The 25,001-nt window shown below is 45.2% G+C and carries 28 protein-coding genes, 2 pseudogenes and 1 riboswitch; of the genes and pseudogenes, 22 read left to right on the top strand and 8 right to left on the bottom strand.

Annotated features, from left to right (window positions below; genetic code table 11):
* Nucleotides 1-20 precede the first annotated feature (20 nt).
* The gene (locus BAMF_RS36515) at nucleotides 21-485 is read right to left on the bottom strand and encodes a Dps family protein (RefSeq protein ID WP_013353554.1); all 465 of its coding nucleotides are present in this window, start codon (nucleotides 483-485) and stop codon (nucleotides 21-23) included.
* An 89-nt stretch (nucleotides 486-574) separates the two neighbouring features.
* Entirely contained in the window at nucleotides 575-1,417 is an 843-nt protein-coding gene (locus BAMF_RS36510; protein ID WP_013353553.1) for an oxidoreductase, read from the bottom strand.
* A gap of 130 nt (nucleotides 1,418-1,547) precedes the next feature.
* Here BAMF_RS36510 and BAMF_RS36505 point away from each other — a divergent pair, with 130 nt between their 5' ends.
* The 4 genes and pseudogenes from BAMF_RS36505 (at nucleotide 1,548) to BAMF_RS36490 (ending at nucleotide 5,135) form a co-directional block, all read left to right on the top strand.
* Complete coding sequence (locus BAMF_RS36505) at nucleotides 1,548-3,329, top strand: M3 family oligoendopeptidase (protein ID WP_013353552.1); 1,782 nt, start codon at nucleotides 1,548-1,550, stop codon at nucleotides 3,327-3,329.
* Nucleotides 3,330-3,447: 118 nt separating this feature from the next.
* A complete protein-coding gene (locus BAMF_RS36500) occupies nucleotides 3,448-3,885 on the top strand; it encodes a YusW family protein (RefSeq protein ID WP_013353551.1) in 438 nt (145 codons plus the stop codon).
* Between the two features lie 155 nt (nucleotides 3,886-4,040).
* Nucleotides 4,041-4,865 (top strand): ABC transporter ATP-binding protein, encoded by an 825-nt coding sequence (locus BAMF_RS36495; RefSeq protein ID WP_013353550.1) that lies wholly within the window; start codon nucleotides 4,041-4,043, stop codon nucleotides 4,863-4,865.
* A 2-nt stretch (nucleotides 4,866-4,867) separates the two neighbouring features.
* Nucleotides 4,868-5,135: pseudogene (locus BAMF_RS36490) on the top strand (YusU family protein).
* A gap of 588 nt (nucleotides 5,136-5,723) precedes the next feature.
* On the opposite strand, the gene BAMF_RS36485 reads toward BAMF_RS36490, so the two are convergent.
* Nucleotides 5,724-6,995: a DNA-methyltransferase gene (locus tag BAMF_RS36485; protein ID WP_013353548.1), complete on the bottom strand. Its 1,272-nt coding sequence runs from the start codon at nucleotides 6,993-6,995 to the stop codon at nucleotides 5,724-5,726.
* A 97-nt stretch (nucleotides 6,996-7,092) separates the two neighbouring features.
* Here BAMF_RS36485 and BAMF_RS36480 point away from each other — a divergent pair, with 97 nt between their 5' ends.
* Nucleotides 7,093-7,338 (top strand): helix-turn-helix domain-containing protein, encoded by a 246-nt coding sequence (locus BAMF_RS36480; RefSeq protein ID WP_014470997.1) that lies wholly within the window; start codon nucleotides 7,093-7,095, stop codon nucleotides 7,336-7,338.
* Between the two features lie 16 nt (nucleotides 7,339-7,354).
* Nucleotides 7,355-7,996 (top strand): type-2 restriction enzyme BamHI, encoded by a 642-nt coding sequence (locus tag BAMF_RS36475; protein ID WP_013353547.1) that lies wholly within the window; start codon nucleotides 7,355-7,357, stop codon nucleotides 7,994-7,996.
* Between the two features lie 425 nt (nucleotides 7,997-8,421).
* On the opposite strand, the gene BAMF_RS36470 is transcribed toward BAMF_RS36475, so the two are convergent.
* From BAMF_RS36470 to BAMF_RS36455, 4 genes are all read right to left on the bottom strand, one after another.
* Nucleotides 8,422-10,017 (bottom strand): MDR family MFS transporter, encoded by a 1,596-nt coding sequence (locus BAMF_RS36470; protein WP_013353546.1) that lies wholly within the window; start codon nucleotides 10,015-10,017, stop codon nucleotides 8,422-8,424.
* Nucleotides 10,018-10,037: 20 nt separating this feature from the next.
* Nucleotides 10,038-10,499, bottom strand: coding sequence for a MarR family winged helix-turn-helix transcriptional regulator (locus BAMF_RS36465; RefSeq protein ID WP_013353545.1), 462 nt, complete (start codon nucleotides 10,497-10,499; stop codon nucleotides 10,038-10,040).
* Nucleotides 10,500-10,640: 141 nt separating this feature from the next.
* Nucleotides 10,641-10,973, bottom strand: coding sequence for a spore coat protein (locus tag BAMF_RS36460; RefSeq protein WP_013353544.1), 333 nt, complete (start codon nucleotides 10,971-10,973; stop codon nucleotides 10,641-10,643).
* Nucleotides 10,974-10,984: 11 nt separating this feature from the next.
* Nucleotides 10,985-11,242 (bottom strand): hypothetical protein, encoded by a 258-nt coding sequence (locus tag BAMF_RS36455; RefSeq protein ID WP_013353543.1) that lies wholly within the window; start codon nucleotides 11,240-11,242, stop codon nucleotides 10,985-10,987.
* A gap of 89 nt (nucleotides 11,243-11,331) precedes the next feature.
* Between BAMF_RS36455 and BAMF_RS36450 the strand changes: the two genes are divergently transcribed.
* Nucleotides 11,332-12,240 (top strand): proline dehydrogenase family protein, encoded by a 909-nt coding sequence (locus BAMF_RS36450; protein ID WP_013353542.1) that lies wholly within the window; start codon nucleotides 11,332-11,334, stop codon nucleotides 12,238-12,240.
* Nucleotides 12,241-12,268: 28 nt separating this feature from the next.
* Here BAMF_RS36450 and BAMF_RS40960 read toward each other — a convergent pair whose 3' ends face one another.
* On the bottom strand, nucleotides 12,269-12,409 hold the full coding sequence (locus BAMF_RS40960; protein WP_013353541.1) for a YuzL family protein: 141 nt from the start codon (nucleotides 12,407-12,409) through the stop codon (nucleotides 12,269-12,271).
* 190 nt (nucleotides 12,410-12,599) lie between these two features.
* Between BAMF_RS40960 and BAMF_RS36445 the strand changes: the two genes are divergently transcribed.
* The 15 genes and pseudogenes from BAMF_RS36445 (at nucleotide 12,600) to sufC (ending at nucleotide 24,984) form a co-directional block, all read left to right on the top strand.
* The gene (locus tag BAMF_RS36445) at nucleotides 12,600-14,969 is read left to right on the top strand and encodes a 3-hydroxyacyl-CoA dehydrogenase/enoyl-CoA hydratase family protein (protein ID WP_013353540.1); all 2,370 of its coding nucleotides are present in this window, start codon (nucleotides 12,600-12,602) and stop codon (nucleotides 14,967-14,969) included.
* A gap of 10 nt (nucleotides 14,970-14,979) precedes the next feature.
* Entirely contained in the window at nucleotides 14,980-16,155 is a 1,176-nt protein-coding gene (locus BAMF_RS36440) for an acetyl-CoA C-acetyltransferase (protein ID WP_013353539.1), read from the top strand.
* Nucleotides 16,156-16,173: 18 nt separating this feature from the next.
* Nucleotides 16,174-17,958: an acyl-CoA dehydrogenase family protein gene (locus BAMF_RS36435; protein WP_013353538.1), complete on the top strand. Its 1,785-nt coding sequence runs from the start codon at nucleotides 16,174-16,176 to the stop codon at nucleotides 17,956-17,958.
* A 113-nt stretch (nucleotides 17,959-18,071) separates the two neighbouring features.
* Nucleotides 18,072-18,428, top strand: a complete 357-nt coding sequence (locus BAMF_RS36430; RefSeq protein WP_013353537.1) for an arsenate reductase family protein — start codon at nucleotides 18,072-18,074, stop codon at nucleotides 18,426-18,428.
* Nucleotides 18,429-18,487: 59 nt separating this feature from the next.
* Nucleotides 18,488-18,871 (top strand): glycine cleavage system protein GcvH, encoded by a 384-nt coding sequence (gene gcvH, locus BAMF_RS36425; RefSeq protein ID WP_013353536.1) that lies wholly within the window; start codon nucleotides 18,488-18,490, stop codon nucleotides 18,869-18,871.
* 54 nt (nucleotides 18,872-18,925) lie between these two features.
* The gene (locus BAMF_RS36420; RefSeq protein WP_013353535.1) at nucleotides 18,926-19,162 is read left to right on the top strand and encodes a YusG family protein; all 237 of its coding nucleotides are present in this window, start codon (nucleotides 18,926-18,928) and stop codon (nucleotides 19,160-19,162) included.
* A gap of 68 nt (nucleotides 19,163-19,230) precedes the next feature.
* Nucleotides 19,231-19,595, top strand: a pseudogene (locus BAMF_RS36415) (toprim domain-containing protein).
* A gap of 5 nt (nucleotides 19,596-19,600) precedes the next feature.
* Nucleotides 19,601-19,921, top strand: coding sequence for a thioredoxin family protein (locus tag BAMF_RS36410; protein ID WP_013353533.1), 321 nt, complete (start codon nucleotides 19,601-19,603; stop codon nucleotides 19,919-19,921).
* Between the two features lie 97 nt (nucleotides 19,922-20,018).
* Nucleotides 20,019-20,369: an SCP2 sterol-binding domain-containing protein gene (locus BAMF_RS36405; RefSeq protein WP_013353532.1), complete on the top strand. Its 351-nt coding sequence runs from the start codon at nucleotides 20,019-20,021 to the stop codon at nucleotides 20,367-20,369.
* A gap of 110 nt (nucleotides 20,370-20,479) precedes the next feature.
* Nucleotides 20,480-20,586: riboswitch (SAM riboswitch) on the top strand.
* 105 nt (nucleotides 20,587-20,691) lie between these two features.
* The gene (gene metN / locus BAMF_RS36400) at nucleotides 20,692-21,717 is read left to right on the top strand and encodes a methionine ABC transporter ATP-binding protein MetN (protein WP_013353531.1); all 1,026 of its coding nucleotides are present in this window, start codon (nucleotides 20,692-20,694) and stop codon (nucleotides 21,715-21,717) included.
* Nucleotides 21,710-22,378: a methionine ABC transporter permease gene (locus BAMF_RS36395; protein ID WP_013353530.1), complete on the top strand. Its 669-nt coding sequence runs from the start codon at nucleotides 21,710-21,712 to the stop codon at nucleotides 22,376-22,378. Before metN ends, BAMF_RS36395 begins: the two co-directional genes overlap by 8 nt.
* A 13-nt stretch (nucleotides 22,379-22,391) precedes the next feature.
* Nucleotides 22,392-23,207 carry a methionine ABC transporter substrate-binding lipoprotein MetQ gene (metQ, locus tag BAMF_RS36390; RefSeq protein WP_013353529.1) on the top strand — a complete coding sequence of 272 codons (816 nt, stop codon included), beginning with the start codon at nucleotides 22,392-22,394 and terminating at the stop codon, nucleotides 23,205-23,207.
* 92 nt (nucleotides 23,208-23,299) lie between these two features.
* Nucleotides 23,300-23,677, top strand: a complete 378-nt coding sequence (locus BAMF_RS36385; protein ID WP_038463290.1) for a carboxymuconolactone decarboxylase family protein — start codon at nucleotides 23,300-23,302, stop codon at nucleotides 23,675-23,677.
* Between the two features lie 192 nt (nucleotides 23,678-23,869).
* Nucleotides 23,870-24,022 carry a hypothetical protein gene (locus BAMF_RS41360; protein ID WP_003151857.1) on the top strand — a complete coding sequence of 51 codons (153 nt, stop codon included), beginning with the start codon at nucleotides 23,870-23,872 and terminating at the stop codon, nucleotides 24,020-24,022.
* A 176-nt stretch (nucleotides 24,023-24,198) separates the two neighbouring features.
* On the top strand, nucleotides 24,199-24,984 hold the full coding sequence (gene sufC / locus BAMF_RS36375; RefSeq protein WP_003151872.1) for a Fe-S cluster assembly ATPase SufC: 786 nt from the start codon (nucleotides 24,199-24,201) through the stop codon (nucleotides 24,982-24,984).
* The last annotated feature ends 17 nt before the right edge of the window (nucleotides 24,985-25,001 follow it).

The raw sequence follows: 25,001 nt of genomic DNA, 5'->3' as shown, positions 1-25,001 counted from the left end.
TGGAGGTTCAGCTTTTTTCGTCATTCTCCCAAGTAGGCTGACAGCATCCACACGTGCTTGTCCGCTACTTCAGCCAATCCGACAAACAGGTCGGCAGTTGACGGGTCATTTTGTTCCTCAGCGACGCCGATGACAAATTTGGATTCGCGGCTGATTTGTTTGTAGTCTTGAATCAGTGATTCCACCATTTCAGAAGCTGTCTTTTCCTGGCCTTCATCTGTAATGGAAGCCTGTTCAAGGTAGCTGTGTAAAGTCGCTGCAGGCTGTCCGCCGATGGCCAGAAGCCGTTCGGCGATCGCATCAGCCGTTTCTGCCGCTTCGTTATACAGTTCTTCAAACTTTTCATGCAGCGTAAAGAAATGAGGGCCTTTTACATACCAATGAAAACGGTGCAATTTAGAGTAAAGGATAAACCAGTTTGATAATTGTGTGTTCATTGATTTCTCAACCAGATTTTCAGTTTTTTTCGCGTTTTGTGTATTCATATTCATCGTCCTCCCTGTGATTTGTTAATTTAATTATAACACGTATCAATTAAAAATCAATACTAAATTATAATAATTATAATTTAGGTTTAAGTAAACAGCTTTTTCTTTATAACAGATTCCCAGGCAGACCACGGGAAGAGTGAACGGAAAGCCAATGTCAGCTTAATGCCCCTGCCGATCGGATACCGCAGTTTCTTCAGGCGCTTTTTTTGTGCCAATTGATAAATCAGCTCTGCCACCTCATCGGGATCGCCGCTTTTTGATGCATTCGCTTTGACGTTAGCTTCAATGGGCTGAAAAAATCGGTAATAGGGCGAGTCTTGACCGGGTGCCGTAATTTGATTGGAGAGAGACGTCTCCCAAATCGAAGTTTTATAGGATCCGGGTTCTATTAAAGCGGCATCAATCCCTAAAGGCAGGAGCTCAAGCCGCAGACACTCTGTAAACCCTTCAATCGCGAATTTGGAAGAGGCGTACGGAGAAAGCGCCGGAAAGCCGGTCAGTCCGCTGATGCTGCTGATATTGATGATTTTCGCCCCGCCGTTTTTTCTGATAGAAGGGAGGACGGTTTTTGTGACATGAATCAGGCCGAATACATTCGTTTCAAACTGCTGTCTGTAATGTTCCATCGGCACATCTTCAATAAATCCCCCGTACGCAGTGCCGGCGTTGTTCACGAGCAGGTCAACCGGCCCGAAACCGCTGACGGTTTTACCGAAGTCAGACACTGATTGCTCATCCGTCACATCTAAAGCAACGATCGTAATATGGGCGGATGCACCCGCTTGAGCGGCGGCTTCTTTCAGTGCATCAGCTTTCTCCGGCTGTCTGGCTGTTGCAATGACGTGATAAGACCGGGCAAGCTTCAGCGCTGTCAGCAGCCCGAATCCGCTCGTCGCGCCGGTTACAACGGCAATTTTTCTGTTCATCTCATCATCCCCCTCGTTTGTGCTATCTTTAGTGTACAACATCTTGCGGATAGAAGGAGAAATCGTTCGGAAATATGTCAGAATTGTTTTATAATGGAATCAGCTTCGTTAGAAAGGGGTAATGAAAAAGATGGCATTAGAGGGATTGAAGGAAACGTGGGATTTAAACTCCATTTTTGCGGGCGGGAGCAGGTCGGAAGATTTTCAGCAATACATACAGGAGCTTAAAAAGCAGCTCAGCGCTTTTCAAAAAGCGGCAGAGGCGTTTACAGTTCCGTCGCATGCTGATGAAGGTGGGGAGCTGGTCAATCTGATTGATAGGTTTGAACGGTCAGCGATCATGATCAGGCAGGCGGGAGCTTTCGTCAGCTGTCTTCAGGCTCAGAACACTGATGATCAGAAAGCGAATGAGTGGAGGGCGCGGATCAATCAGCTGAGCAGTGATTTTAAATCCGCTCTTGTCACGCTTGATGATACACTTGCCCGGATTGACGAGCGGGTTTGGGAGGAGCTGCTGCAAAAACCGGAACTTCAGGAACTCACATACGTTTTAAATGAAAGAAGAGACCGGATACGGGAGAAGCTCAGCGCTTCAGAAGAAAGACTGATTGAAGGTCTGGCGGTTGACGGCTATCACGCATGGGGCGACCTGTACAATGCGGCGGTCGGCAGAATGAAGATTCCGTTCGAGGATAAAGAGCTGTCGGTCGGCCAAGCGGAAAATATGATGGCGCACCCGGACCGCGGCATCAGGCGGCAAGTGTTTAAGGAGCTTAGCGAAGCGTGGAAGGGAGAAGAGGAGCTGTTCGGCAGTACGCTCAATCATCTGGCCGGCTTTCGAACGGAAATCTATAAAGCGCGGGGCTGGGAAAGCGCCTTGAAAGAGCCGCTTGCGATCAACCGGATGAAAAAAGAAACGCTAGATGTCATGTGGCAGGTGATTACTGATCATAAAAAGCCTTTTGCCGAATATCTGAATCGAAAGGCGTCTCTTTTAGGGCTTGAGCGGCTGAATTGGTATGATGTGAATGCGCCGATCAGTGAGGCACCGAAAGAATACACATATGATGAAGCGGCCAATCTGATCGTCAGCCAATTTTCGACGTTTGGCAAAAAGCTGTCCGCATTTACGGAAAAAGCGTTCCGCGATCGGTGGATTGAAGCGGAAGACCGGAGCGGCAAACGGGTCGGCGGTTTCTGCACCAGCTTTCCCGACAGCGGAGAATCCCGGATTTTCATGACGTTTTCAGGAAGCGCTTCAAACGTATCGACGCTCGCGCATGAGCTCGGGCACGCGTTTCACCAGGAGGCCATGCTCCAAGTGCGGCAGCTGAACAGAGCCTACGCCATGAATGTCGCTGAAACAGCTTCGACTTTTGCGGAAATGATCGTTGCCGACGCCGCTTTGAAACAAGCGGAGACAAAGGATGAAAAGCTGTTCTTGCTTGAAGATAAAATTCAAAAAAGCATAGATATGTTAATGGACATCCATGCGAGATTTTTATTTGAAACGCGGTTTTATGAAGAGCGGAAACAGGGCGTCGTTCCGGCTGAGAAACTGAATGAACTGATGGAAGCGGCGCAGAAAGAAGCATTTTGCGATTCATTAGGGGAATATCACCCTCATTTCTGGGCGTCAAAGCTTCATTTTCATATTACGGGAGTGCCGTTCTACAACTTTCCGTATACGTTCGGTTATTTATTTTCCCTTGGAATATACGCAAGAGCTTTACGGGAGAAAACGGACTTTGAAGAAAAATATATCGCGCTTTTATGTGACACGGCTTCGATGACCGTTGAGGATTTGGCGATGAAGCACCTTGGAGCGGATCTGACGGAACGGGCGTTTTGGGAAGATGCGATACGCCTTGCGGTCCGGGATGTGCAGGAGTTTTTAGAGCTGACTGAATGATGATAGATAGTTGAACCGCCCGGAGCTGTTACCGCTCCGGTTCTTTTTGTTCCATGAATGACAGCGGCCTCCCTTGGAAATACCTAAAAACGATCGGAATTGAATGGGAGTGAATCGCATGAAATGGATCAGGACGGCGGGCGTTTTATGTCTTACGCTGATGCTGATTGCCGGCTGCCGATTGAATGAAGAAAAACGGGAAGCGGAACAAGACAGCACACCCGTGTCATCCGCGAAGCCGGTTCCTTACAGCAGCTTTTCCCTGCGCGTCAACTACGGAGCCGGAGAGCATAACCGCTATGAGGGTTTGTATGAAAGAAAAGGCGGTCATGAAAAGGCAGACATCCAGGATAAGCTCTCAGGAGTTCACAGAGAGGGCGAGGAAGCGCTCGATGAAATGAAGATGATCCTCGGAGAACTTGCCGTTAACAGCCGGATGCAGGAAGGTGAAGTCGTCCGGCAGGTGCTCTCGGCTTTTAATTTAGACAGCCATTATGACCATTTTTATTTGAAACTGAAAAAAAGCGACGGAGAAATGACGGAAATAAAAAAATAACCTCCGTCCGCAGCTTTTTTGCCCAAAACTAATTGATAATGATATTCAGAGTCATTAATTTCTGTTACAATATAATCATTATCTCACGTTGAATGTGTAAGCAGTTTGTTTATATACATAGTGTTGGGAAACACAAAAAAGGAGCGGTTAGCGGTATGAGTGCAATTTCTACAGAGACGCTGAGCTTAGGGTACGGAGAGACTGTTATCATTGACGAATTGGATGTTGCGATTCCAAAAGGCGAAATAACTGTATTGATCGGAAGCAACGGCTGCGGAAAATCGACGCTTTTACGTTCATTGGCGCGGCTGATGAAACCGAGGGGCGGTTCTGTGCTTCTAGAAGGAAAAGCCATCGCTAAGCTTCCAACGAAGGAAGTCGCAAGAGAACTGGCTATCTTGCCGCAGAGTCCGTCAGCTCCCGAAGGCCTGACGGTTCATCAGCTTGTGAAGCAGGGAAGATACCCTTATCAAAGCTGGCTGAAGCAATGGTCCAAAGAGGACGAAGACGCCGTGGCAAAAGCGCTTAAAGCGACGAAGCTTGAGGAAATGGCCGACCGCCCGGTGGATTCCTTGTCAGGCGGACAGCGGCAGCGCGCATGGATTGCGATGACACTCGCTCAGGATACGGATATCATTCTGCTTGACGAGCCGACAACCTATCTCGACATGACGCATCAAATTGAAATACTTGATTTGCTGTTTGAATTAAATGAAAAAGAAAAACGGACGATCGTCATGGTGCTGCACGACCTCAATCTGGCATGCCGTTATGCTCATTATCTGGTAGCCATTAAGGATAAACAGATTTACGCAGAGGGGCGTCCCGAAGAAGTCATTACTTGTGAGCTTGTGCAGAATGTATTTGCGATGAACTGCCAGGTAACACAGGACCCGCTGTTCGGCACGCCGCTTTGCATTCCGCACGGACGCGGCAGATGTATCGTGCAGGAAGCGGCCCTCACCGCCCGATTGTCATAATCATGGAAAAGGGAAGGGAACGGTATGGAAGAGAAGCTACAGCAGCAGCTGGACGGCCTGCTTGAAAAATACACAGAACTATTGCTTGGAGAAACAAATCCGGATCTAAAGGAAGAAGTCAGGCAGTGGATTTTGTATACACATATCGCAAAAAGCATGCCTCCCCTCGTAAAACATTGGAATGAATCCTACCCGGACGCCAAAGAGGGCATCAAAGCTGCGATACAGCACATTAAACAGCTCAATGAAGATCACAGAAAAAAACAATAAAAAGCTTTCGGCATCAAAGAGAGGTGCCGGAAGCTATGACCGCTAACCCTTTAGACCAAGAAGGGGCTGATCTTTCAGAACGGATTTATTTAAAAGCCTAGGCTAAGGAAATTGACTCTTAAGTTTAGATTGTTAATTCCATGTTAGAAGAGCTGGGCGGACTAAAACAGAACTAAAATTAGAGTACGCTCCACTGTTTCAGCAAGCCCTAACAGAAGAAAAAACCTTAATGAATATGAAGCTTCCTTAATTCCGGAAGATACCGATTTAATGCATACTGAGATAGTGGAGATCGGCAAGGAAATGCAAGGTCAATATAAGATTAATTTCCAATGACATTTATGTAGTGTTTGAAGATTCAAAAATAAGAGAAGAATTTTTACGAATAGATCATCTTTTTCCATGAGGATCGATCCATATAGACTAACTTACAATATAAAATGGACTTCTATTAGGAAGTCCATTCACCATTTTTTATCTGGTTTTTCCAATTCTTTAATGCAGTAAAAATCTCTCTAAAGTCCTTATCAAAAGTATATTTTTTTTTCAGTGAGTATTTAAATATCGACTTTTTTTAAAAGATAATTATCATTCTAGACTTAATGAAATTTGGTCATTGTTTTCGTTTTTTTTATCACCTTTAGAATTTCCCTCATGGTCTTGTCTAAAATCATCATCAATCCATAAACCATTTTTTTTACGTAATTCTTTAACCCTATTAGGGAACAGCTTGTTTTTTTCTTCATAAACTTTACCTAACAGCTTTTTATCTTTGTCTTTATTTTTAAGTCTCTCTTTGATAATTTCACAATTCCCCAACTCAAAACCAATCCATTTACGACCTAACATTTCACTTACAGCAAATGTTGTACCGCTTCCTCCAAACGGGTCTAAAACAACGTCACCTTCATTTGTACTCATAGTTATTATACGATCAAGTAATTTAACTGATAATTCATTGAACTTTCTATTTTTTGAACTACTATGTCTAACAGGGTAAATATCTGACCAAACATCAGAAAGAGTTACACCCTTTGGGTTCATTTTATTCTTGTAACCGCCATAGTCTTTTATTTCTCTACCACAATGAGGGCAAGTTTGTAGAGGTATCCTTTGAACATTAAATGTCTTAGGTTTATCACCTTTTACATAGTATAAAAGGCTGTAATTTGCTGGATATAATCTATTCTGAATTGGAAGTCCAAATTTCATATCTACAGTTATCCAGTTTCTAAAATTCAATTTCCTATTTAAGTACTCAGAAAGGTAAGTGTTCCATTTTGGAATATTATAAATGAATAAAGAACCGCCTGGTTTTAAAACTCTGATACACTCGTCTATCCATTTATAATACCAATCCAAATATCCGCTAAAGGAATTTTTATCTGTTACACCCTCATCATACTCTTTATCAAGGTTAAATGGTGGATCAGCAAAAATAGTGTCCACGTTTTCATCAGGAACTTGTTTAAACAGTTCTAAACAATCTCCATTGTATAATTTTCCAAGATCAGTATAAAAATAAGGTTTGATTTCTTGAATAGAATTAAATTCGTTTAGTTTAACACTATTTTTATTTTCGAGGATCTTGGCAATTTCTTTTGTGTTATTTAAGAACACATCCTCTAACCCAGCCGGTATCCTGCCTAATTTTAATTCTAATTCTACTTTAGTCATTCCAAGATAACTAAGTATTCCATTCAACACTTTATCTGTTGGAATAACTCCATTTTCTTTATAGGCGAGTAAATCCTTCTTATTCACATTGTAATTTTTCAATACAGCATACATTTCAGTTTCCGTATACCCTAACTGATTCGCTTTATTTTTAACAATGTCAAAAACAGAAAAAAAACGCAATATTATACACCTCGTGTAACTTATAGTCTGTAGACCTATAGTCTACTTGATTTTATCATTCCATTTAAACAAGCGTCAATTGTTATCAGGAGGTACTATGACTAACAATATCAGATTATTATTTGGTCAAAAAGTTCGTCAAATTAGATTGTCCAAAAGTAATATGTCACAAGAAAAACTAGCTTTTGAATGTGACCTACACAGAACCTACATTTCTGATATTGAACGAGGAACAAGAAATGTTTCCTTAGACAATATTGAAAAGATTTCTAAAGCACTCGGTGTTCAACCAAAGGACTTACTTGATTTTACTACAATCGGCAACTGTGAACAAAAGAAATAAGTGGGGGCAAATTAGAATGGAAGTAGAAAAAGAGTTTATTACTGATGAAGCAAAAGAATTACTATCTAAAGATAAGTTAATTCAACAAGCATACAATGAAGTTAAAACATCTATTTGTTCACCTATTTGGCCAGCAACCTCAAAAACCTTCACGATTAACAACACCGAAAAGAATTGTAACGGTGTAGTACCAATTAAAGAACTATGTTACACCTTACTTGAAGATACATATAACTGGTATAGAGAAAAACCCCTTGATATACTTAAACTTGAAAAGAAAAAAGGTGGTCCGATTGATGTTTATAAAGAGTTCATAGAAAACAGTGAACTTAAACGTGTAGGTATGGAATTTGAAACAGGAAATATTAGTTCTGCCCACCGTTCAATGAACAAACTTCTATTAGGATTAAAACATGGCGAAATTGATTTGGCTATTATCCTTATGCCTATTAAACAATTGGCCTATTATCTTACAGATCGTGTTACCAATTTCGAGGAATTAGAACCTTATTTTGAACTTACTGAAGGACAACCATTTATTTTTATTGGATTTAATGCTGAGGCTTATAATTCTAATGTCCCTTTAATTCCCAAAGGTTCTGACGGTATGTCAAAACGCTCAATTAAGAAATGGAAAGATAAAGTTGAAAACAAATAGTTTTTGGTAAAGAGGCTTCGATTTTTGGAGTCTTTTTTGTTATAAAAATCGCTGTTCCCATTATGAAAAAATTGCGGTTTATTTGATCATTTTCAATCTCCTTTATTTCTATTATTTCATTCTTCTATTAAAACATATATTTCCTAAGTAGCGATGGGGAGAAATAGATCTTCTCAAAAGTAACTTATTAAGAAAAAGTTACATTTACTTTCACTAAAATACAGATTAATTTAACAACGTTGCAACTGAAATAGTTAAAAATATGTTGCATTCAAAACGTTGATTTTTCTGCTAGAATATCTTCACAAGTCAATACACCGAGTTTATCGTCCTCTCGGGCAATGCGGCGGAAGACTGGTCTTTCGGAAACGGGATGGCCCAGATGATATAAAAAAAGCCCGCGGCATTCGCGGGCTTTTTCTCTATTAAACGGCTTTCGCTTTTTCTTCTTCTTTGCCTGTTTTTTTGTTTGTCAGCTTAATTGATTTGACAAACAGTGTCAGGACCAATCCGGCTGCGATAAAGGCCAGCCCTGTGAAAAACACGCTGTGAAGCGAATCCATCAGTGACGTTTTCAAAACCGGCACGATATGGGAAGAAAACGCGGCCGGAATCTGCTTAATCGATTCCTGACTGAACAGGGATTGAAGCAGTCCTTCAGGATTCTTGTCAATCATACCTTTAAACTGCTCGGCAAAGGCACTTGCCTGTTTCGGGAGTGAGTCTAAGTAAGGCACCAGTCTGTCGGATAAAAGGCTTCCGGATCTGGCATTCATGACAGCGCCTAGCACCGTAATGCCGAACGTTCCCCCGATCATCCGGAAAAATTGGCTTGAAGAAGTCACGACGCCAAGCTCTTCTTTTGAAAACGTTTCTTGCAGAGCGAGCGTGAGAAGCGGCATGACGAGTCCCATTCCCAGACCGATCACGGCCATATAGCACGTAGCCGCTAGTTTGCTGGTATCCAGCTGCAAAGTTGTCAATAAGAAGAAGCCGACGGCCATGATCAGCATACCGATCATGATTTGCGGTTTAATCCCGATTTTGTAAACCAGCTGGCCTCCGATAATACTTGTGATGATCATAGATACCATCATCGGCGTCATAATCGTTCCGGACGCGGTGGCGCTGACGCCGATAATTCCCTGCATAAAGAAAGGAACAAACGTGACGGCGCCGAACATGCCGATACTCATGAAAAAGCCGATCAGATTCAGTACGGTAAACGTTCTGTTTTTAAACAGATACATCGGAAGAATCGGCTCTTTTGCTTTGATTTCAGCGAACACGAATCCGACAATTCCGACAAGCGCAAGTACAAAGAGACCGATAATCTGCCATGATCCCCATGCGTAATCCTTTCCTCCGAAGCTGAGCGCGAGAAGGAGGCTGACGATTCCGACGATCATTGTGAAGATGCCGGCGATGTCAAAGTTAATCGGCCCAGTCTGTTTTCTGCCCTGAAGTCCTCTTGCGATAAAGATCACAGCTAAGATTCCGACAGGCAGGTTGATATAGAAAACCCATTTCCAATTTAAAGAGTCAACAATCCAGCCCCCGATTTGCGGGCCGATAACGGAAGCAAGACCGTAAATCGCCCCGAAAAGCCCTTGGAACTTGGCACGCTGTTTCCCTGTGAACAAATCCCCGATGACGATCATGGCCATCGGCATCATGACACCGCCGCCGATTCCCTGAAGGCCGCGGAAAATAATCAGTTCCGTCATGTTGCTGGCCATTCCGCACAGTGCGGAAGCTCCCATAAAAATCAATAAACCTGACACATATACGACGCGGCGCCCCAATAAATCTGCAAGTTTCCCCGCAATCGGAACGATAGTCGTCGAAGTTAAAAGATATGCCGTGGTCAGCCACGTCATCATGCTTAATCCCCCGAGGTCACCCACGATTTTAGGAATCGCCGTTCCTACGATGGTGCCGTCAAGGGCCGAGAAAAACATGGCGATAATTAAACCGGTTATTAATAATGCGCGTTTTGGATCTTTTTGTTCAATACTCATGTTTTGGCAGCTCCTCTTTTCTATTCATTTTCTTTTTTATCCGCCGCGTATTGCTCAGCGGCTTCCGCTACTTTGCGGATAATGTTCATGGACTGAAGCAGTTCCTCATCAGTCAGAACGGATAGGTTTCGCGCTAATATCGCTTTTCTTCCTTCCACGACATCTTCGAATTTTTTTTCGCCTTTTTTGGTAAGGCTGATGTCGATGACACGTCTGTCCTGCTGATTATGTTTGCGGACGATGAGTCCTTTTTGCTCGAGGCGGTCGGCCATCAGCGTCACTGCGCTCGGTTTTACTTCCATGCGTTCCGCGATTTCGGAAACTTTGCAGCTCCCGTGCTTTTTCAGGCTGGCTAAAACAAATAATTGGGCAGGCGTCACCTCATGCATCGCCATGCTTTCCATCATTTCCGGCTGTATGTTTTGCAGCAGCGTCTGAAGAGATTTTTGGATATCAGACACATATTGATCCGCGTTTTTCATAATTCCTCCTCATCTGGTTCCTTTGAAAAATAATTAACATTAGTTAAATATAAATAAGGATTAATGGTAAGTCAATCCTTTTGTGCAAAAATAAAAAAAGGATTGATGTTTGGCGAAAACATCAAATCCTTTTTCTTCATGTTACTGCTGGTAGGGTGACTGCTGCTGAATCGTCTGCTGGAACTTCTGATACGATTGCTGAAGCTTTTGGGTATCGGCTGCTTCAATGGAATACCAGCCATTCTGAAACATCACATCGTATAATCTTCTTTGCGCTTTTTGTGACTCATCGAAAATGGCCTGAATATCTTGATAAAGAGACTCATGGCTGAGCTCATGCAGGGCTGTGCAATATGAAGTTGTTATATACTTTTCCGTCGTCAGCAGCTCATTCACCAAGTCTCTGTCATTCATTTGCGCCGTATTGGGCACGGGCGTTTGCGGGTTAGTGATTTTTTGATTTTGCTGTTCCATGTATTGTCCTCCTATTGCATATAGCCTGTTGTTGTCTGTCCGCCTTGAGCAGGATTCAAGTGGCCCAATATGTTTTGATAATGCTTCTGATGCATCCGGCCGATTTGTTCAAGCTCTTGTTTTAACGTCTGATTCTGGCATTGTTCCGCCATAAAATGAGCTTTTTTCATGGCAAGCAGATTCCAGTTCAGCATGTCCTCAAGGTACAAATGGTCTTTCGTTGAGATGACGGCAGGCGGCAAGTTTCCGTGCTGCTCTTGGTTGTTCATTTAAACGCCTCCTTCAATTCTGTTCTTTTTAGCTTTCTCTGCGATCGGGATTTCATGCACGAAAAAAAGAAAAAGGAGGGAGTTCATCCATGCTGCGGAGCATATGTTTATTTTTGTCGAAAAATAAAATGCTTACGAAATTCGCCCAGGCTTACGGCCTCCGCTTCGGCGCGGGAAGATTTGTTGCGGGGGAAACACTCACAGAAGCCGTGAAAACGGTAAAGCGGCTGAACCAAAACGGGTTATCGGCTTCGATTGATTACCTTGGTGAATATGCAGGTTCAGAGAAAGATGCAAGAAGGACGGCCGAAGAATGTAAAAAAGCAATCAGGGCGATCGCCGATCATCAATTGGACTGTGAGCTGTCTCTTAAATTAACATCCATCGGTCTGGATATTTCCGAGAAACTCGCGGAACAGCATGTCAGAGACATATTGACGGAAGCGAAAGAACGCCGCGTTCCCGTAACGATTGACATGGAGGACTATTCCAGATGCGGCCGTACGCTTGATTTATATAAGCGGTGCAAGCCGGATTTTCCGATGCTAGGAACCGTCATTCAGGCTTATTTGTACCGCGCCGCTGAAGATATCAGCAGCCTGATGCCATACAAGCCGCGGCTCAGGCTTGTAAAAGGCGCTTATAAAGAATCGGCAGCCGTGGCGTTTCCCGATAAAAAAGGGACCGACCTTCATTTCCAGCAGCTGATTAAGCTGCAGCTTTTGAGCGGCCATGAAACAGCGGTGGCGACACATGATGATGACATCATTTCTTATACGAAAACACTCGTCAGCGACCATCAAATTCCCCGCGGGCAGTTCGAATTCCAAATGCTGTACGGTATCAGAACGGAGCGGCAGAAGGAGCTTGCCGAAGAAGGATACAGGATGAGGGTGTACGTCCCGTACGGAACCGATTGGTACGGCTACCTGATGAGAAGAATTGCCGAGCGCCCGGCAAATGCGGCGTTCGTGCTGAAAGGAATCTTCAAAAAATAACGGCTGCTTAAAAAGCAGCCGCAGTATGTTATTCCATGTTTTCTTTTTTATATTGCTGATTTTGGCTCGTCCGTTTGCCGCCGCCGTATTTTTGCTTCGGTCCCGCATTTCCTTTCATGCTGGCCGCGCTCACTGCGCCAGAAGACGGATCTTTTCTCCCTCTCACCATTCCCTTCACCTCCGCGTTTAAGTTTCCCGTCCCCGGCAGAGAACATGCGGAAGGCGAAAAATTTAAAAAAATTCCATATTTGCTATTGAAGTCATCCGGAAAATCTTTTAAGATGAAAGAAGAAAAGGGTTTCATTTTTTTTGCCGAAAAAATGAATGACTATTCATTCAAAGTTCAAGGGGGATGACTCATGCACAAGTTTATAAAGAAGGCAGCCGTTCTCGGATCAGGCGTCATGGGGTCCGGAATTGCCGCGCACTTGGCTAACATCGGAATTCCCGTCCTGCTGCTTGATATTGTGCCAAACGAGCTGACAAAGGATGAGGTGAAAAAAGGGCTGACATTAGAAAGCCCGGAGGTCCGAAGCAGACTGAGCCGATCGGCCATGAAAAAACTGCTGAAGCAAAAACCGGCGCCGCTGACTTCAGCTTCCAATCTCGACTATATAACGGCGGGGAATTTGGAAGATGACGCTGCTCAATTGAAGGATGCCGATTGGATTATTGAAGTCGTTGTAGAAAATCTTGACGTGAAAAAACAGATTTTCTCACTTGTTGATGAATACCGGAAACCTGGAAGCATCGTGTCCAGCAATACGTCCGGTATTTCCGTAACAAAGATGGCGGAAGGCAGATCTGCCGATTTTAAAGCTCATTTCTTAGGAACCCATTTCTTTAATCCGGCCCGTTACTTAAAGCTTCTGGAAATCATTCCGATTCAGGAAACAGATCCTGACGTGCTGAAGTTTATGACTTCATTTGCAGAAAACACGCTCGGGAAAGGTGTCGTTATCGCCAAAGACACGCCTAACTTTATCGCCAACCGCATCGGTACGTACGGCTTGTTAGTCACGGTAAGAGAAATGCTTTCTTCCGGCTGCGGCATCGGCGAGGTGGATACGGTGACCGGGCCTTTAATCGGCAGACCGAAAAGCGCGACCTTCAGAACCCTTGACGTTGTGGGGCTTGATACATTCGCTCATGTGGCAAAAAATGTTTATGATAAAGCCGACGGCGCTGAAAAAGACATGTTTAAGCTGCCGGAATTTATGAATGACATGCTGAAAAACAATTGGCTTGGCAGCAAATCAGGTCAAGGTTTTTACAAAAAAGAAGGTAAAACAATATATGAGCTCGATCCGCTAACCATGACATACGGCGAGCGCACGAAAATGAAAACACCCGCTTTAGAAGCCGCCAAACAGGCAAAGGGTGCCAAAGGCAAAATGAAAGCGCTTATTTATGCTGATGACCGCGCCGGACGACTGCTTTGGAATATTACGTCGCAAACCCTCTTATACTCAGCTCAGCTTCTTGGTGAGATCGCTGATGATATAAAAGCGATTGACGACGCCATGAAATGGGGCTTTGGTTGGGAGCTCGGCCCGTTTGAGGTGTGGGATGCCATCGGTGTCAGAAAATCAGCGGAGCGGCTTGAACAAGAAGGCGCAAAACTGCCCGGCTGGGTGAAAGAAATGCTTGATCAGGGTCATGAAACATTTTATATGAAGGAAAACGGAACACAATTTTACTATTCAGACGGCCAATACAGGGCAGTAAAAGAAAATCCGAAACGCGTCAGCCTGCAAACGTTAAAAGAAACAAAGGGCGTGATCAGCAAAAACAGCGGAGCAAGTTTGATTGATCTCGGCGATGATGTCGCGCTTCTGGAATTTCATACGAAAAGCAATGCGATCGGCTTAGACATTATTCAGATGATTGACAATGCGCTTGAGGAAACAGAGCGGAATTATAAAGGACTTGTCATCGGAAACCAAGGCAGACATTTCTGCGCGGGGGCAAACCTTGCGATGATTTTAATGGAAGCTCAGGATGATAACTTCATGGAAGTCGATTTTGTCATCCGCCGTTTTCAGCAGACGATGCTGAACATCAAATACAGCGCCAAACCTGTTGTGGCGGCGCCGTTTGGGATGACACTCGGCGGGGGAACGGAAGTCTGTCTCCCGGCGGCACGCGTTCAGGCGGCGAGCGAATCGTATATGGGTCTTGTTGAAACCGGCGTCGGTCTTATTCCGGGCGGCGGAGGAAATAAAGAGCTGTACATGAATTACTTGAACAGCGGAAGCGAACTGATGGACGCGGCCATTAAAACCTTTGAAACCATTGCGCTTGCCAAGGTGTCCGGTTCGGCGCACGAAGCGCGTGATATGCAGATTTTGTCCGCGGCTGACCGTGTCAGCATGAATCAGGATCACCTGCTGCACGATGCGAAACAGCTGGCCGCTTCCTTATATGACAGCGGATACCGCCCGCCAGCCCGCAAAAAAGTGAGAGTCACCGGGGAAACCGGCTGTGCGGCGTTACTGCTCGGAGCAGATCAAATGAGACGGTCGGGTTATTTATCAGATCACGATATGAAGATTGCGAAGAAGCTGGCTCATGTCATTGCCGGAGGAAGAGTTCCGTTCGGCACGGAGGTTTCAGAAGAATATTTACTCGAGATTGAAAGAGAAGCCTTTTTAAGCCTCGCTGGCGAGGCGAAGTCTCAAGCAAGAATGCAGCATATGCTGGTCAAAGGCAAACCTTTACGGAACTAGGAGGGTGTTTATGAGAGAAGCAGTCATTGTGGCCGGTGCGAGAACTCCGGTCGGTAAAGCGAAAAAAGGGTCGCTTGCAGCCGTTCGTCCTGATGATTTAGGCGCGCTTTGTGTGAAAGAAACGCTGAAACGGGCAGGCGGCTATGAAGGAAATATCGATGACTTAATTATCGGATGTGCAACACCTGAAGCCGAACAAGGATTAAATATGGCACGTAATATCGGTGCGCTGGCGGGGCTTCCTCATACGGTGCCGGCTATTACGGTGAACCGCTACTGCTCTTCCGGACTCCAATCCATCGCTTACGGAGCTGAAAAAATCATGCTCGGCGCTGGTGACACCGTAATTGCGGGCGGTGCCGAATCCATGTCGCAAGTACCGATGATGGGGCATGTGACCCGCCCGAATATCGCTTTGGCGGAGCATGCGCCTGAGTATTACATGAGCATGGGACACACAGCGGAACAGGTCGCCGAAACGTACGGCGTATCCAGAGAAGACCAGGATGCATTTGCCGTCCGGAGCCATCAGAATGCCGCAAAAGCCCTTAAAGAAGGGAAATTCAATGACGAAATCGTACCGGTTGAAGTGTCGCTGACAGAAATCGGTGATGACCATAAGCCTCGGAAAAAACAATTTATCTTTTCTCAAGATGAAGGCGTGCGTCCGGGCACATCGGCTGACGTTTTAGCGAAGCTCCGTCCGGCGTTTTCTAAAACGGGAACCGTGACGGCCGGGAACTCTTCACAAACAAGTGACGGCGCGGCGGCTGTCATGCTGATGGATCGCGAAAAAGCTTCGTCGCTCGGATTGGCGCCGCTTGTCAAATTCCGTTCCTTTGCCGTAGGCGGCGTTCCGCCAGAGGTAATGGGGATCGGACCGATTGAAGCCATTCCGCGGGCGCTCAAGCTTGCCGGACTCGAATTACAGGATATCGGGCTTTTTGAATTGAATGAGGCCTTTGCTTCACAGGCCATTCAAGTTATCAGATCGCTCGGAATAGATGAAGAAAAGGTGAACGTAAACGGAGGCGCCATCGCGCTCGGACATCCGCTCGGATGCACTGGGGCGAAGCTGACCCTTTCACTCATACATGAAATGAAACGGAGAAACGAGCAATTCGGCGTGGTGACGATGTGCATCGGAGGCGGCATGGGCGCTGCCGGCGTATTTGAGCTCATTTAAAAAAAGGGGGAAACGAACATGAAACAGGAAACGGTCAACGTCAAAAAAGGCGGCAGCTTTCTGATTGAAGAAACGGGATATGATCAAGTATTCACACCGGAGGATTTTACAGACGAACATAAAATGATCGGCAAAACGACAGAAGACTATGTCGTAAACGATGTTCTTCCTTATATTGATGAAATTGAAAACCATCAGTTTGAGCACTCAGTCAGACTGCTGAGAAAAGCCGGAGATCTTGGTCTCCTCGGAGCGGATGTGCCTGAAGAGTACGGCGGCATCGGTCTGGATAAAATCAGTTCAGCCTTCATTACGGAAAAGTTTTCACGTGCCGGCAGCTTTTCGCTTTCTTACGGCGCTCACGTCGGTATCGGTTCATTGCCGATCGTGTTCTTCGGCACGGAAGAGCAGAAGAAAACATATTTGCCGGACTTGGCTTCAGGACAAAGAATCGCGGCCTACGCCTTAACTGAGCCGGGTTCAGGTTCAGATGCCCTCGGCGCGAAAACAACGGCCGTTTTGAATGAAGCGGGCACACACTATATTCTCAATGGAGAAAAGCAATGGATTACAAACTCCGCCTTTGCAGATGTCTTTGTCGTCTATGCTAAAGTGGACGGAGATAAGTTTTCCGCATTTATCGTAGAAAAAAATTATCCTGGCGTGTCAACGGGCCCAGAAGAGAAAAAAATGGGGATTAAGGGTTCATCGACAAGAACGCTGATTTTAGATCAGGCGGAAGTGCCGAAAGAAAACCTTCTCGGCGAAATCGGAAAAGGCCATGTCATCGCCTTTAATATCCTGAATATCGGGCGTTACAAGCTTGCCGTCGGCACAATCGGCGCTTCTAAACGGGTGATTGAGCTGTCTGCCGCTTACGCAAACCAGCGCCGACAATTTAAAACGCCGATCTCAAGCTTCACGCTCACTCAGGAAAAGCTTGCGACGATGTCAGCAAGGCTGTACGCGATGGAGAGCTCTGTATACAGAACAGTGGGTCTGTTCGAAGATAATATGAGCAGACTGACGGAAGAAGCGCAAAAAGACGGACGCGAAGTCGCAAAGTCAATCGCCGAGTACGCGATTGAATGCTCGCTCAACAAAATGTGCGGGTCTGAAACACTTGACTACATTGCCGACGAAGGCGTTCAAATTCACGGCGGTTACGGGTTTATGCAGGAATATGAAGTGGAGCGCGCTTATCGTGACTCCAGAATCAACAGAATTTTCGAGGGCACAAATGAAATCAACCGCCTGATCGTAACGAGCACGTTCCTGAAAAAAGCCGTAAAAGGGCAGCTTCCGCTCTTTGAAAAAGCGAAAGCGCTCCAGGAAGAGCTCATGATGCTGATGCCTGAAGAGCCGGGCTCAGAGCCTCTTGAACAGGAGAAATACATTGTCAGACAGGCGAAAAAGATCGCCCTGCTGACAGCGGGACTTGCGGCGCAGAAATACGGAAAAGAGATCGAAGGCGAGCAGGAAATCATGGTGAACATTGCCGATATCGTCAGCGCGCTGTACGCTTTGGAATCTGCCGTCCTCAGAACGGAAAAAGCGATTGCGGCGGACGGTGCCGAAAAAGCTGCGCAGAAGCTGTTATATACGGAAATCTTTGCCCAGGAAGCCCTTCAGAACATTGAAGCGCACGCCAAAGAATCACTCATCGCCATGGAGGAAGGAGATTCCCTCCGCATGATGCTTTCTGTGCTGCGCAAACTGACGCGTTTGACACCGAAAAATCTCATTCAGAAAAAACGTGAAGCGGCTGCCGCTGTCTTCCGTGAAGAAAAATATACGGTTTGATCACATGCTGTAAGCGCTCCTTCATCCGGAGCGCTTTTTCATGAAGCAACGTTATAGGTTTTTACCAGTGATTGTGTTAAAATAACGACGATCATTTACGAGGGGTGAAGAAGATGTCGTTAAATTTTTACTGGTACCCTAAATGCGGAACGTGCCGTAATGCGAAAAAATGGCTGGAAGACCGCGGTAAGGAAATAAACGAAATACATATTGTGGAAGAAACACCGACGAAAGAAGAAATCAAAGACCTCTACGAAAAGAGCGGCCTTGAGCTCAGAAAGTTTTTCAACACGAGCGGCATGAAATACCGCGAGCTGAACTTAAAGGAAAAACTGTACCACATGTCAGAGGATGAACAGCTTGAACTCCTGGCATCAGACGGTATGCTCCTGAAGCGCCCGATTACGACAGACGGCGAAAAAGTCACTGTCGGCTTTAAAGAAGACCAATTCGAAAAATATTGGATGTAATGCCAGGTTCAAAGAATTATGGTATCTTCTTATTATAAGAAAAAAATGGAGGGATTTAGATGAGCACACCGAAAGATATGCGTTATTCCAAAGAGCACGAATGGGTAAAAGTTGAGGACGGAAAAGCCCGTATCGGGATTACACACTTCGCGCAATCCGAACTTGGCGACATCGTATTTGTCGAGCTTCCTGAAGTCGGCGCTGAAATTAAAGCGGACGAGCCATTCGGCAGCGTAGAATCTGTCAAAACCGTATCCGAACTGTACGCACCGATTAACGGAACCGTAACGGAAGTGAACGAAGACCTTGATGACAGTCCTGAATTCGTAAACGAGTCTCCGTATGAAAAAGCGTGGATGATCGTCGTGGAACCGGCTGATGCTGAAGAAATCGAAAACCTCATGACTTCCGAGCAATATGACGAAATGACACAGGAAGACTGATCGGATAGCAAAAGGGCCATTTGGACATTCTATCTGTAACGGGAGGTGTCCAATATGGCTTTTGATAAACAAAAGGTCGATGTCACGGAGAACATCACGGGCCGCTTTCAAAACGGCCGGTTTTCCTTGTTTCATGAAAATGAAGCCATCGGCGAGATGACAGGCATGAACCAGTACGAGCTCAAACAGGGCTTTCTATTTGAAAATCAAAAATTTTATAAAACAGCCGATGTCATAAACGGCAACGATCCGAAATATGTGGATTGCGATTATGAGAACGGCTGGTGTTAACTGTTGGCGGTGAATTTCACTGCCTTCTTTTTCAATTGAGCCTAAAACAATCGGCAGGTGATGCGCTTATGTTCAACGGAGATGAAAAGGTCATAATCGTAGAAGGAAAATCAGATAAAATCAAAGTCAGGGAAGTGCTCATCGAACCCGCGGAAATCATCTGTACAAACGGAACGATCGGCCAAACTGAACTGGAAGATTTGGCGGACCGCCTGTTTGACAGAGACGTGTTATTTTAACGGACGCAGACGACTCCGGAGAAAAATTAAGAAAACAGCTGAAACGGGAGCTGCCCGAAGCGCGCCATATCTGCATAGACAGAACATACAGGCAAGTCGAATCGTGCCCGGGCCATCATCTTGCATCTGTACTGATCAGAGCCGGCCTTGATGCAGACCCTGTATTTTTGAAAAAGAACGACCTGAGGTGGTAATCAAAATGAAAGAACTCCAAGAAAATGAACTCGAATCGATTCAGGATGACGTCTATCTCCTGTATTTGTACACCCCGTTTTGCGGCACATGCCAGCTGGCGTCCAAAATGCTTTCCGTCGTCGAAGAAATGCTGCCCGAAGCCGCCTTCTATAAAAACAACGTGAATTATTCCCCCGCATTCGCCAAAGCCTATCAGATTGAGAGCGTTCCGTGCTTTTTGCTGTTTAAAGGCGGAGAGCTTGTTGAGAAAGGATACGCCTTCCGCTCCGTTTCCTATTTATATGAGCTGATTAAACAAAAAACATCGCAAACGTTCCCGATGTGACAATTTTTACAGGAAAATGTCGTGCGGTTTATAAAGGGTTCTGTCCGTTAAAAAGAGAAATGTGTATGTATGGCCATTAAAACGGGAGGTTATACGAGTGGAGAAAATAGAAGTTTTAGAGAATGACGGACAGCATCTGTTTTTGAAACCGCTATTAAATGCCTCAACGCTGCTGATTACATTCCAAGGAGAAACAGAAGCCTTAACGGTCTCAATTAACGGACAGGGAGAAATGAGAAAAACGGCGGCTTCAAAGGAAAAATCTAATTTGACCTTTTACGGAAACCAGACGGAAATTATCCATCTTTTGCACGGTGATGTCTCTTTGCAGAAACTCATCCAAAGCGGAAAACTCAAAGTGAAGGGATCATTCCGGGCCCTGCTGAAGCTGGAGGCCATCCTCTGGCTGACAAATGGATTTTTTCAGGCGGTCAGCAAGCGGCCGTAACTGCCATTCTACTATGTGACAATAGCTCCCATTATTTATTTTATTGACTTTTTATCATTCGCCGTGCTATTCTACAGTAAGAATTTCCGGACGAAAATACAATATGTTTTCTCTTATCAAGAGAGGTGGAGGGAAGTGCCCTATGAAGCCCGGCAACCATCAACAATGTTGAAATGGTGCCAATTCACTCAAAGCGATCTGCTTTGGAAGATGAGAGAAAGGCCTTTTTCAATAAGCCTTTCTGCTCATTTTTGCAGAAAGGCTTTTCTTTTGCAGAGAAACCCGGAAGATTTCTTAGAATAGTGTAAGGCAGGTGATTGCTTTGATCCATCTTCAAAATGTTTCAAAAATTTACAAAGCGAAGCATGGGGATGTCAATGCTGTCCAAGATGTCACTCTTGATATCAAAAAGGGCGAAATATTTGGAATTATAGGATATAGCGGAGCTGGTAAAAGTTCCTTAATCCGTCTCCTGAACGGCCTTGAAAAGCCGACGTCGGGCACCGTGGAAGTCGCGGGGACGGAATTAAATAAAGTAAGCAGCCGCGGACTGAGAAAAGCGCGTCAGGAAATCAGCATGATCTTCCAGCATTTTAACCTTCTTTGGTCGCGCACCGTCCGGGAGAACATTATGTTTCCACTGGAAATCGCCGGCGTGAAAAAAAGCGAACGGGTCCGCCGCGCCGATGAATTGATTAAACTGGTCGGTTTAGAGGGTAAAGAAAAATCTTATCCGTCGCAGCTGAGCGGCGGTCAAAAGCAGCGTGTCGGCATCGCCCGGGCGCTCGCCAATAATCCGAAAGTCCTTCTATGTGATGAAGCGACATCAGCGCTAGACCCGCAGACGACCGATTCAATTTTAGATCTTTTATCCGATATAAATGACAAACTCGGCCTGACGATTGTGCTCATTACCCATGAAATGCACGTCATCAGAAAAATCTGCAACAGAGTCGCCGTCATGGAAAACGGGAAAGTCGTTGAAGAAGGCGAAGTGCTCCAAGTCTTCAGAAACCCGCGTGAGCCGATGACAAAGCGTTTCGTTCAGCAGGTGACAGAACCGGAGGAGACGAAAGAAACCATTCAGCATTTTCTGCAGGAAACCGCGACAGGAAAAACGATTCAGCTTTCATTTGTCGGGCAGGCTGCCGAACAGCCCCTCATTACGGAGATGATCCGAAACTTTGACGTGGACGTCAATATTCTGCAGGGGAAAATTTCACAGACGAAAGACGGAGCCTACGGTTCTTTATTCATCCACATTGACGGTCAGGAAAAAGAAGTAGAAAACGTGATCCGGTTCATCAAAGACAAACAGGTAGAAGCAGAGGTGATCACAAATGTTTGAAAAATGGTTCCCGAACGTTGATATAACCGAGCTGTGGACGGCCACATACGAGACCCTTTATATGACGGTCATTGCTTTAGCCTTTTCATTTGTCATCGGAGCGATTCTCGGTCTTCTGCTCTTTTTAACGGGCAAGGGAAGCTTATGGGAAAATAAAATCATTAACACCGTGATTGCTGCGGTTGTCAATATTTTCAGGTCTATTCCGTTTCTTATTTTAATTATTCTGCTTCTCGGCTTTACTAAGTTTTTGGTCGGATCGATTTTAGGGCCGAACGCTGCATTGCCCGCGCTGATTATCGGCTCTGCGCCGTTTTATGCCCGCCTTGTTGAAATCGCGCTCCGTGAAGTTAATAAAGGAGTCATCGAAGCTGCCAGATCAATGGGAGCAAAGACATCGACGATTATCTTCAAAGTGCTGATTCCTGAATCAATGCCTGCGTTAATCTCAGGCCTCACCGTTACGGCCATCGCTCTGATCGGATCTACCGCCATTGCCGGCGCCATCGGGTCAGGCGGACTCGGAAACCTTGCATATGTAGAAGGATACCAGTCCAATAATACAGATGTAACGTTTGTGGCAACTGTATTTATTCTCATCATCGTCTTTATCATTCAAATTATCGGTGATGTGATTACAAATATAATAGACAAAAGATAAGGGAGGATTTACATTGAAAAAGATTGTACTAAGTGCGCTGCTGCTTGTGTTCGCGGGAGTTTTGGCTGCCTGCGGATCAAACGGCTCAAATAAAAAGGAAATCGTCGTCGCTGCGACAAAAACACCGCATGCTGAAATTTTAAAAGAAGCGGAGCCGCTTCTGAAGGAAAAAGGCTACACATTAACAGTAAAAGTGCTGAACGATTACAAAATGTACAACAAAGCGTTAGCTGACAAAGAAGTGGATGCGAACTACTTCCAGCACGTTCCTTACCTTGAACAGGAAATGAAAGAAAATAAAGACTACAAACTCGTAAATGCCGGAGCCGTTCACCTTGAGCCCTTCGGAATTTACACGAAAAAATACAAATCATTGAAAGACCTGCCTAAAGGCGCGACCATCATCATGACAAACAACGTCGCAGAACAAGGCCGTATGCTGGCGATGCTTCAAAAAGCCGGACTGATCACACTTGATCCGAAGGTGAAAACGATTGACGCCACTACGAAAAACATTACGAAAAACCCGAAAAACCTGATATTCAAAAAAATCGCCCCTGAATTAACGGCGAAAGCATATAATGAAGAAGAAGGCGACGCAGTCTTCATTAACGTCAACTATGCGATTCAAAACAAACTGAACCCGTTAAAAGATGCGATTGAAGTGGAATCAACGAAAAACAACCCGTACGCCAACATCATTGCCGTTCGTAAAGGTGACGAAAAATCAGCGAAAATCAAAGCGCTTATGGAAGTGCTTCACTCTAAGAAAATCAAAGACTTTATTGAGAAAAAATACGACGGAGCCGTACTTCCTGTATCTGAATAAAGCGAAAACCCCGGATGAATCGTCCGGGGTTTTTTTCGGGTATTAATCGGAGAACTGTCCATAATAAAAGGGAAGGTTAACAATTGGAGGGAATGGCAGTGGCTCAATATCAGGATAACGGCAAAAGCCTGCATGACGCATTAAAACAATACAAAGAAGGTTTAGGCATATTCGAGCAGAAAATGCCGATGATGGGACGGAAGTTTAATGAATTTACTGAACAGTGTTTCTCAGCGGATTCATTGACTGAAAAAGAGAAACAATTAATCGCTCTCGGCATCAGCATCAATGCTCAAGATGAATTTTGCATGATTTATCATACGAAGGGCTGCCTTGACCAGGGCGCGACAGAGGAAAACATCCTTGAGGTCATCAGCGTCGCGGCGGCATTCGGAGGAGGCGCAGCACTCAGTCAGGGAGTGACCCTCGTGCAGCAGTGCATTCAGGAATTCGGACATACGACGCATTAGAAAGAGCAATCGTGTGAATACCGCTTTTCACATAAAAACAGCGCCGGTTTCCGGCACATTCGAAAGGATTCAGGGGCACACTCTCTTTGGCCGGAGCAGCGGATCATTGTTACAATGGAAACAAACAAATGAAGGGATTGATTCATTATCTGCACCAGCCATGAAAGACTGGACCTTGACTATACGCCTGAAATGGAAAAAGCGATGCAGAAGTCACACGGCATCGGCTACGAGGAATATGGACGGCGTCTTTCAAAAAGGATGGAAGTCGAACGGCAGAGGGAGCTTGAATACCAAAAAAGCAAGTTCCTCGCAGCGCAGCTTAATGAGAAAATCGGTCAGTAAAAAAGGGCGGAATTCCGCCCTTTTTCTGTTTCAAACAGCTTTAATTACGCCTGGATCTTTGATAAACTTTAGGAATGTTCCGGGTAATATAAAAAGTTGTATTTACTTTTCATTTGTTATAAAATTAGAATGAGAATAAATTGAGAATAATGATTATATATTTTGGAGGTATAGATATGGCTGCTTCAACATTAACGATCAAGGATCTTCACGTTGAAATCGAAGGAAAAGAGATCTTAAAAGGTGTAAACCTTGAAATAAAAGGCGGCGAATTCCACGCTGTCATGGGGCCGAACGGTACCGGTAAATCCACGCTTTCAGCAGCGATTATGGGACACCCGAAATACGAAGTTACAAAAGGCAGCATCACGCTTGACGGCAAAGATGTACTGGAAATGGAAGTGGACGAGCGCGCTCAGGCGGGTCTTTTCCTTGCGATGCAGTACCCAAGTGAAATCAGCGGTGTGACAAATGCCGATTTCCTTCGCTCTGCGATTAACGCACGCCGCGAAGAAGGCGATGAAATTTCTCTTATGAAATTCATCCGCAAAATGGACGAAAACATGGAGTTCCTTGAAATGGACCCTGAAATGGCTCAGCGTTACCTGAACGAAGGCTTCTCCGGCGGGGAGAAAAAACGCAACGAAATCCTTCAGCTTATGATGATCGAGCCGAAAATCGCCATTCTTGACGAAATCGATTCAGGTCTTGATATCGATGCGCTTAAAGTCGTTTCTAAAGGAATCAACAAAATGCGCAGCGAAAACTTCGGCTGCTTAATGATCACTCACTATCAGCGCCTTCTGAACTACATCACGCCTGATGTCGTTCACGTTATGATGCAGGGACGCGTAGTGAAATCAGGCGGAGCGGAGCTTGCGCAGCGCCTTGAAGCGGAAGGCTATGACTGGATTAAACAAGAACTCGGCATTGAAGACGAAACTGTAGGCCAAGAAGCGTAAGCGTTAGGGGGATAAAC

It is taken from the genome of Bacillus amyloliquefaciens DSM 7 = ATCC 23350, from assembly GCF_000196735.1.
Lineage (GTDB): Bacteria > Bacillota > Bacilli > Bacillales > Bacillaceae > Bacillus > Bacillus amyloliquefaciens.
This window is presented reverse-complemented; position numbering and strand designations above follow the sequence as displayed.

Coding starts and splice junctions, on each gene's coding strand:
- BAMF_RS36455 (WP_013353543.1), bottom strand. CDS start 11,242: ATGAACAACCAAGAGCAGCACGGAAACTTGCCGCCTGCCGTCATCTCA.
- BAMF_RS36385 (WP_038463290.1), top strand. CDS start 23,300: ATGGCAGTGGCTCAATATCAGGATAACGGCAAAAGCCTGCATGACGCA.
- BAMF_RS36410 (WP_013353533.1), top strand. CDS start 19,601: ATGAAAGAACTCCAAGAAAATGAACTCGAATCGATTCAGGATGACGTC.
- sufC (WP_003151872.1), top strand. CDS start 24,199: ATGGCTGCTTCAACATTAACGATCAAGGATCTTCACGTTGAAATCGAA.
- BAMF_RS36430 (WP_013353537.1), top strand. CDS start 18,072: ATGTCGTTAAATTTTTACTGGTACCCTAAATGCGGAACGTGCCGTAAT.
- BAMF_RS36480 (WP_014470997.1), top strand. CDS start 7,093: ATGACTAACAATATCAGATTATTATTTGGTCAAAAAGTTCGTCAAATT.
- BAMF_RS36445 (WP_013353540.1), top strand. CDS start 12,600: ATGCACAAGTTTATAAAGAAGGCAGCCGTTCTCGGATCAGGCGTCATG.
- BAMF_RS36460 (WP_013353544.1), bottom strand. CDS start 10,973: ATGGAACAGCAAAATCAAAAAATCACTAACCCGCAAACGCCCGTGCCC.
- BAMF_RS40960 (WP_013353541.1), bottom strand. CDS start 12,409: ATGGTGAGAGGGAGAAAAGATCCGTCTTCTGGCGCAGTGAGCGCGGCC.
- gcvH (WP_013353536.1), top strand. CDS start 18,488: ATGAGCACACCGAAAGATATGCGTTATTCCAAAGAGCACGAATGGGTA.
- BAMF_RS36470 (WP_013353546.1), bottom strand. CDS start 10,017: ATGAGTATTGAACAAAAAGATCCAAAACGCGCATTATTAATAACCGGT.
- BAMF_RS36440 (WP_013353539.1), top strand. CDS start 14,980: ATGAGAGAAGCAGTCATTGTGGCCGGTGCGAGAACTCCGGTCGGTAAA.
- BAMF_RS36510 (WP_013353553.1), bottom strand. CDS start 1,417: ATGAACAGAAAAATTGCCGTTGTAACCGGCGCGACGAGCGGATTCGGG.
- BAMF_RS41360 (WP_003151857.1), top strand. CDS start 23,870: ATGGAAAAAGCGATGCAGAAGTCACACGGCATCGGCTACGAGGAATAT.
- BAMF_RS36435 (WP_013353538.1), top strand. CDS start 16,174: ATGAAACAGGAAACGGTCAACGTCAAAAAAGGCGGCAGCTTTCTGATT.
- BAMF_RS36505 (WP_013353552.1), top strand. CDS start 1,548: ATGGCATTAGAGGGATTGAAGGAAACGTGGGATTTAAACTCCATTTTT.
- BAMF_RS36495 (WP_013353550.1), top strand. CDS start 4,041: ATGAGTGCAATTTCTACAGAGACGCTGAGCTTAGGGTACGGAGAGACT.
- BAMF_RS36395 (WP_013353530.1), top strand. CDS start 21,710: ATGTTTGAAAAATGGTTCCCGAACGTTGATATAACCGAGCTGTGGACG.
- BAMF_RS36475 (WP_013353547.1), top strand. CDS start 7,355: ATGGAAGTAGAAAAAGAGTTTATTACTGATGAAGCAAAAGAATTACTA.
- BAMF_RS36515 (WP_013353554.1), bottom strand. CDS start 485: ATGAATACACAAAACGCGAAAAAAACTGAAAATCTGGTTGAGAAATCA.
- BAMF_RS36450 (WP_013353542.1), top strand. CDS start 11,332: ATGCTGCGGAGCATATGTTTATTTTTGTCGAAAAATAAAATGCTTACG.
- BAMF_RS36500 (WP_013353551.1), top strand. CDS start 3,448: ATGAAATGGATCAGGACGGCGGGCGTTTTATGTCTTACGCTGATGCTG.
- BAMF_RS36465 (WP_013353545.1), bottom strand. CDS start 10,499: ATGAAAAACGCGGATCAATATGTGTCTGATATCCAAAAATCTCTTCAG.
- BAMF_RS36420 (WP_013353535.1), top strand. CDS start 18,926: ATGGCTTTTGATAAACAAAAGGTCGATGTCACGGAGAACATCACGGGC.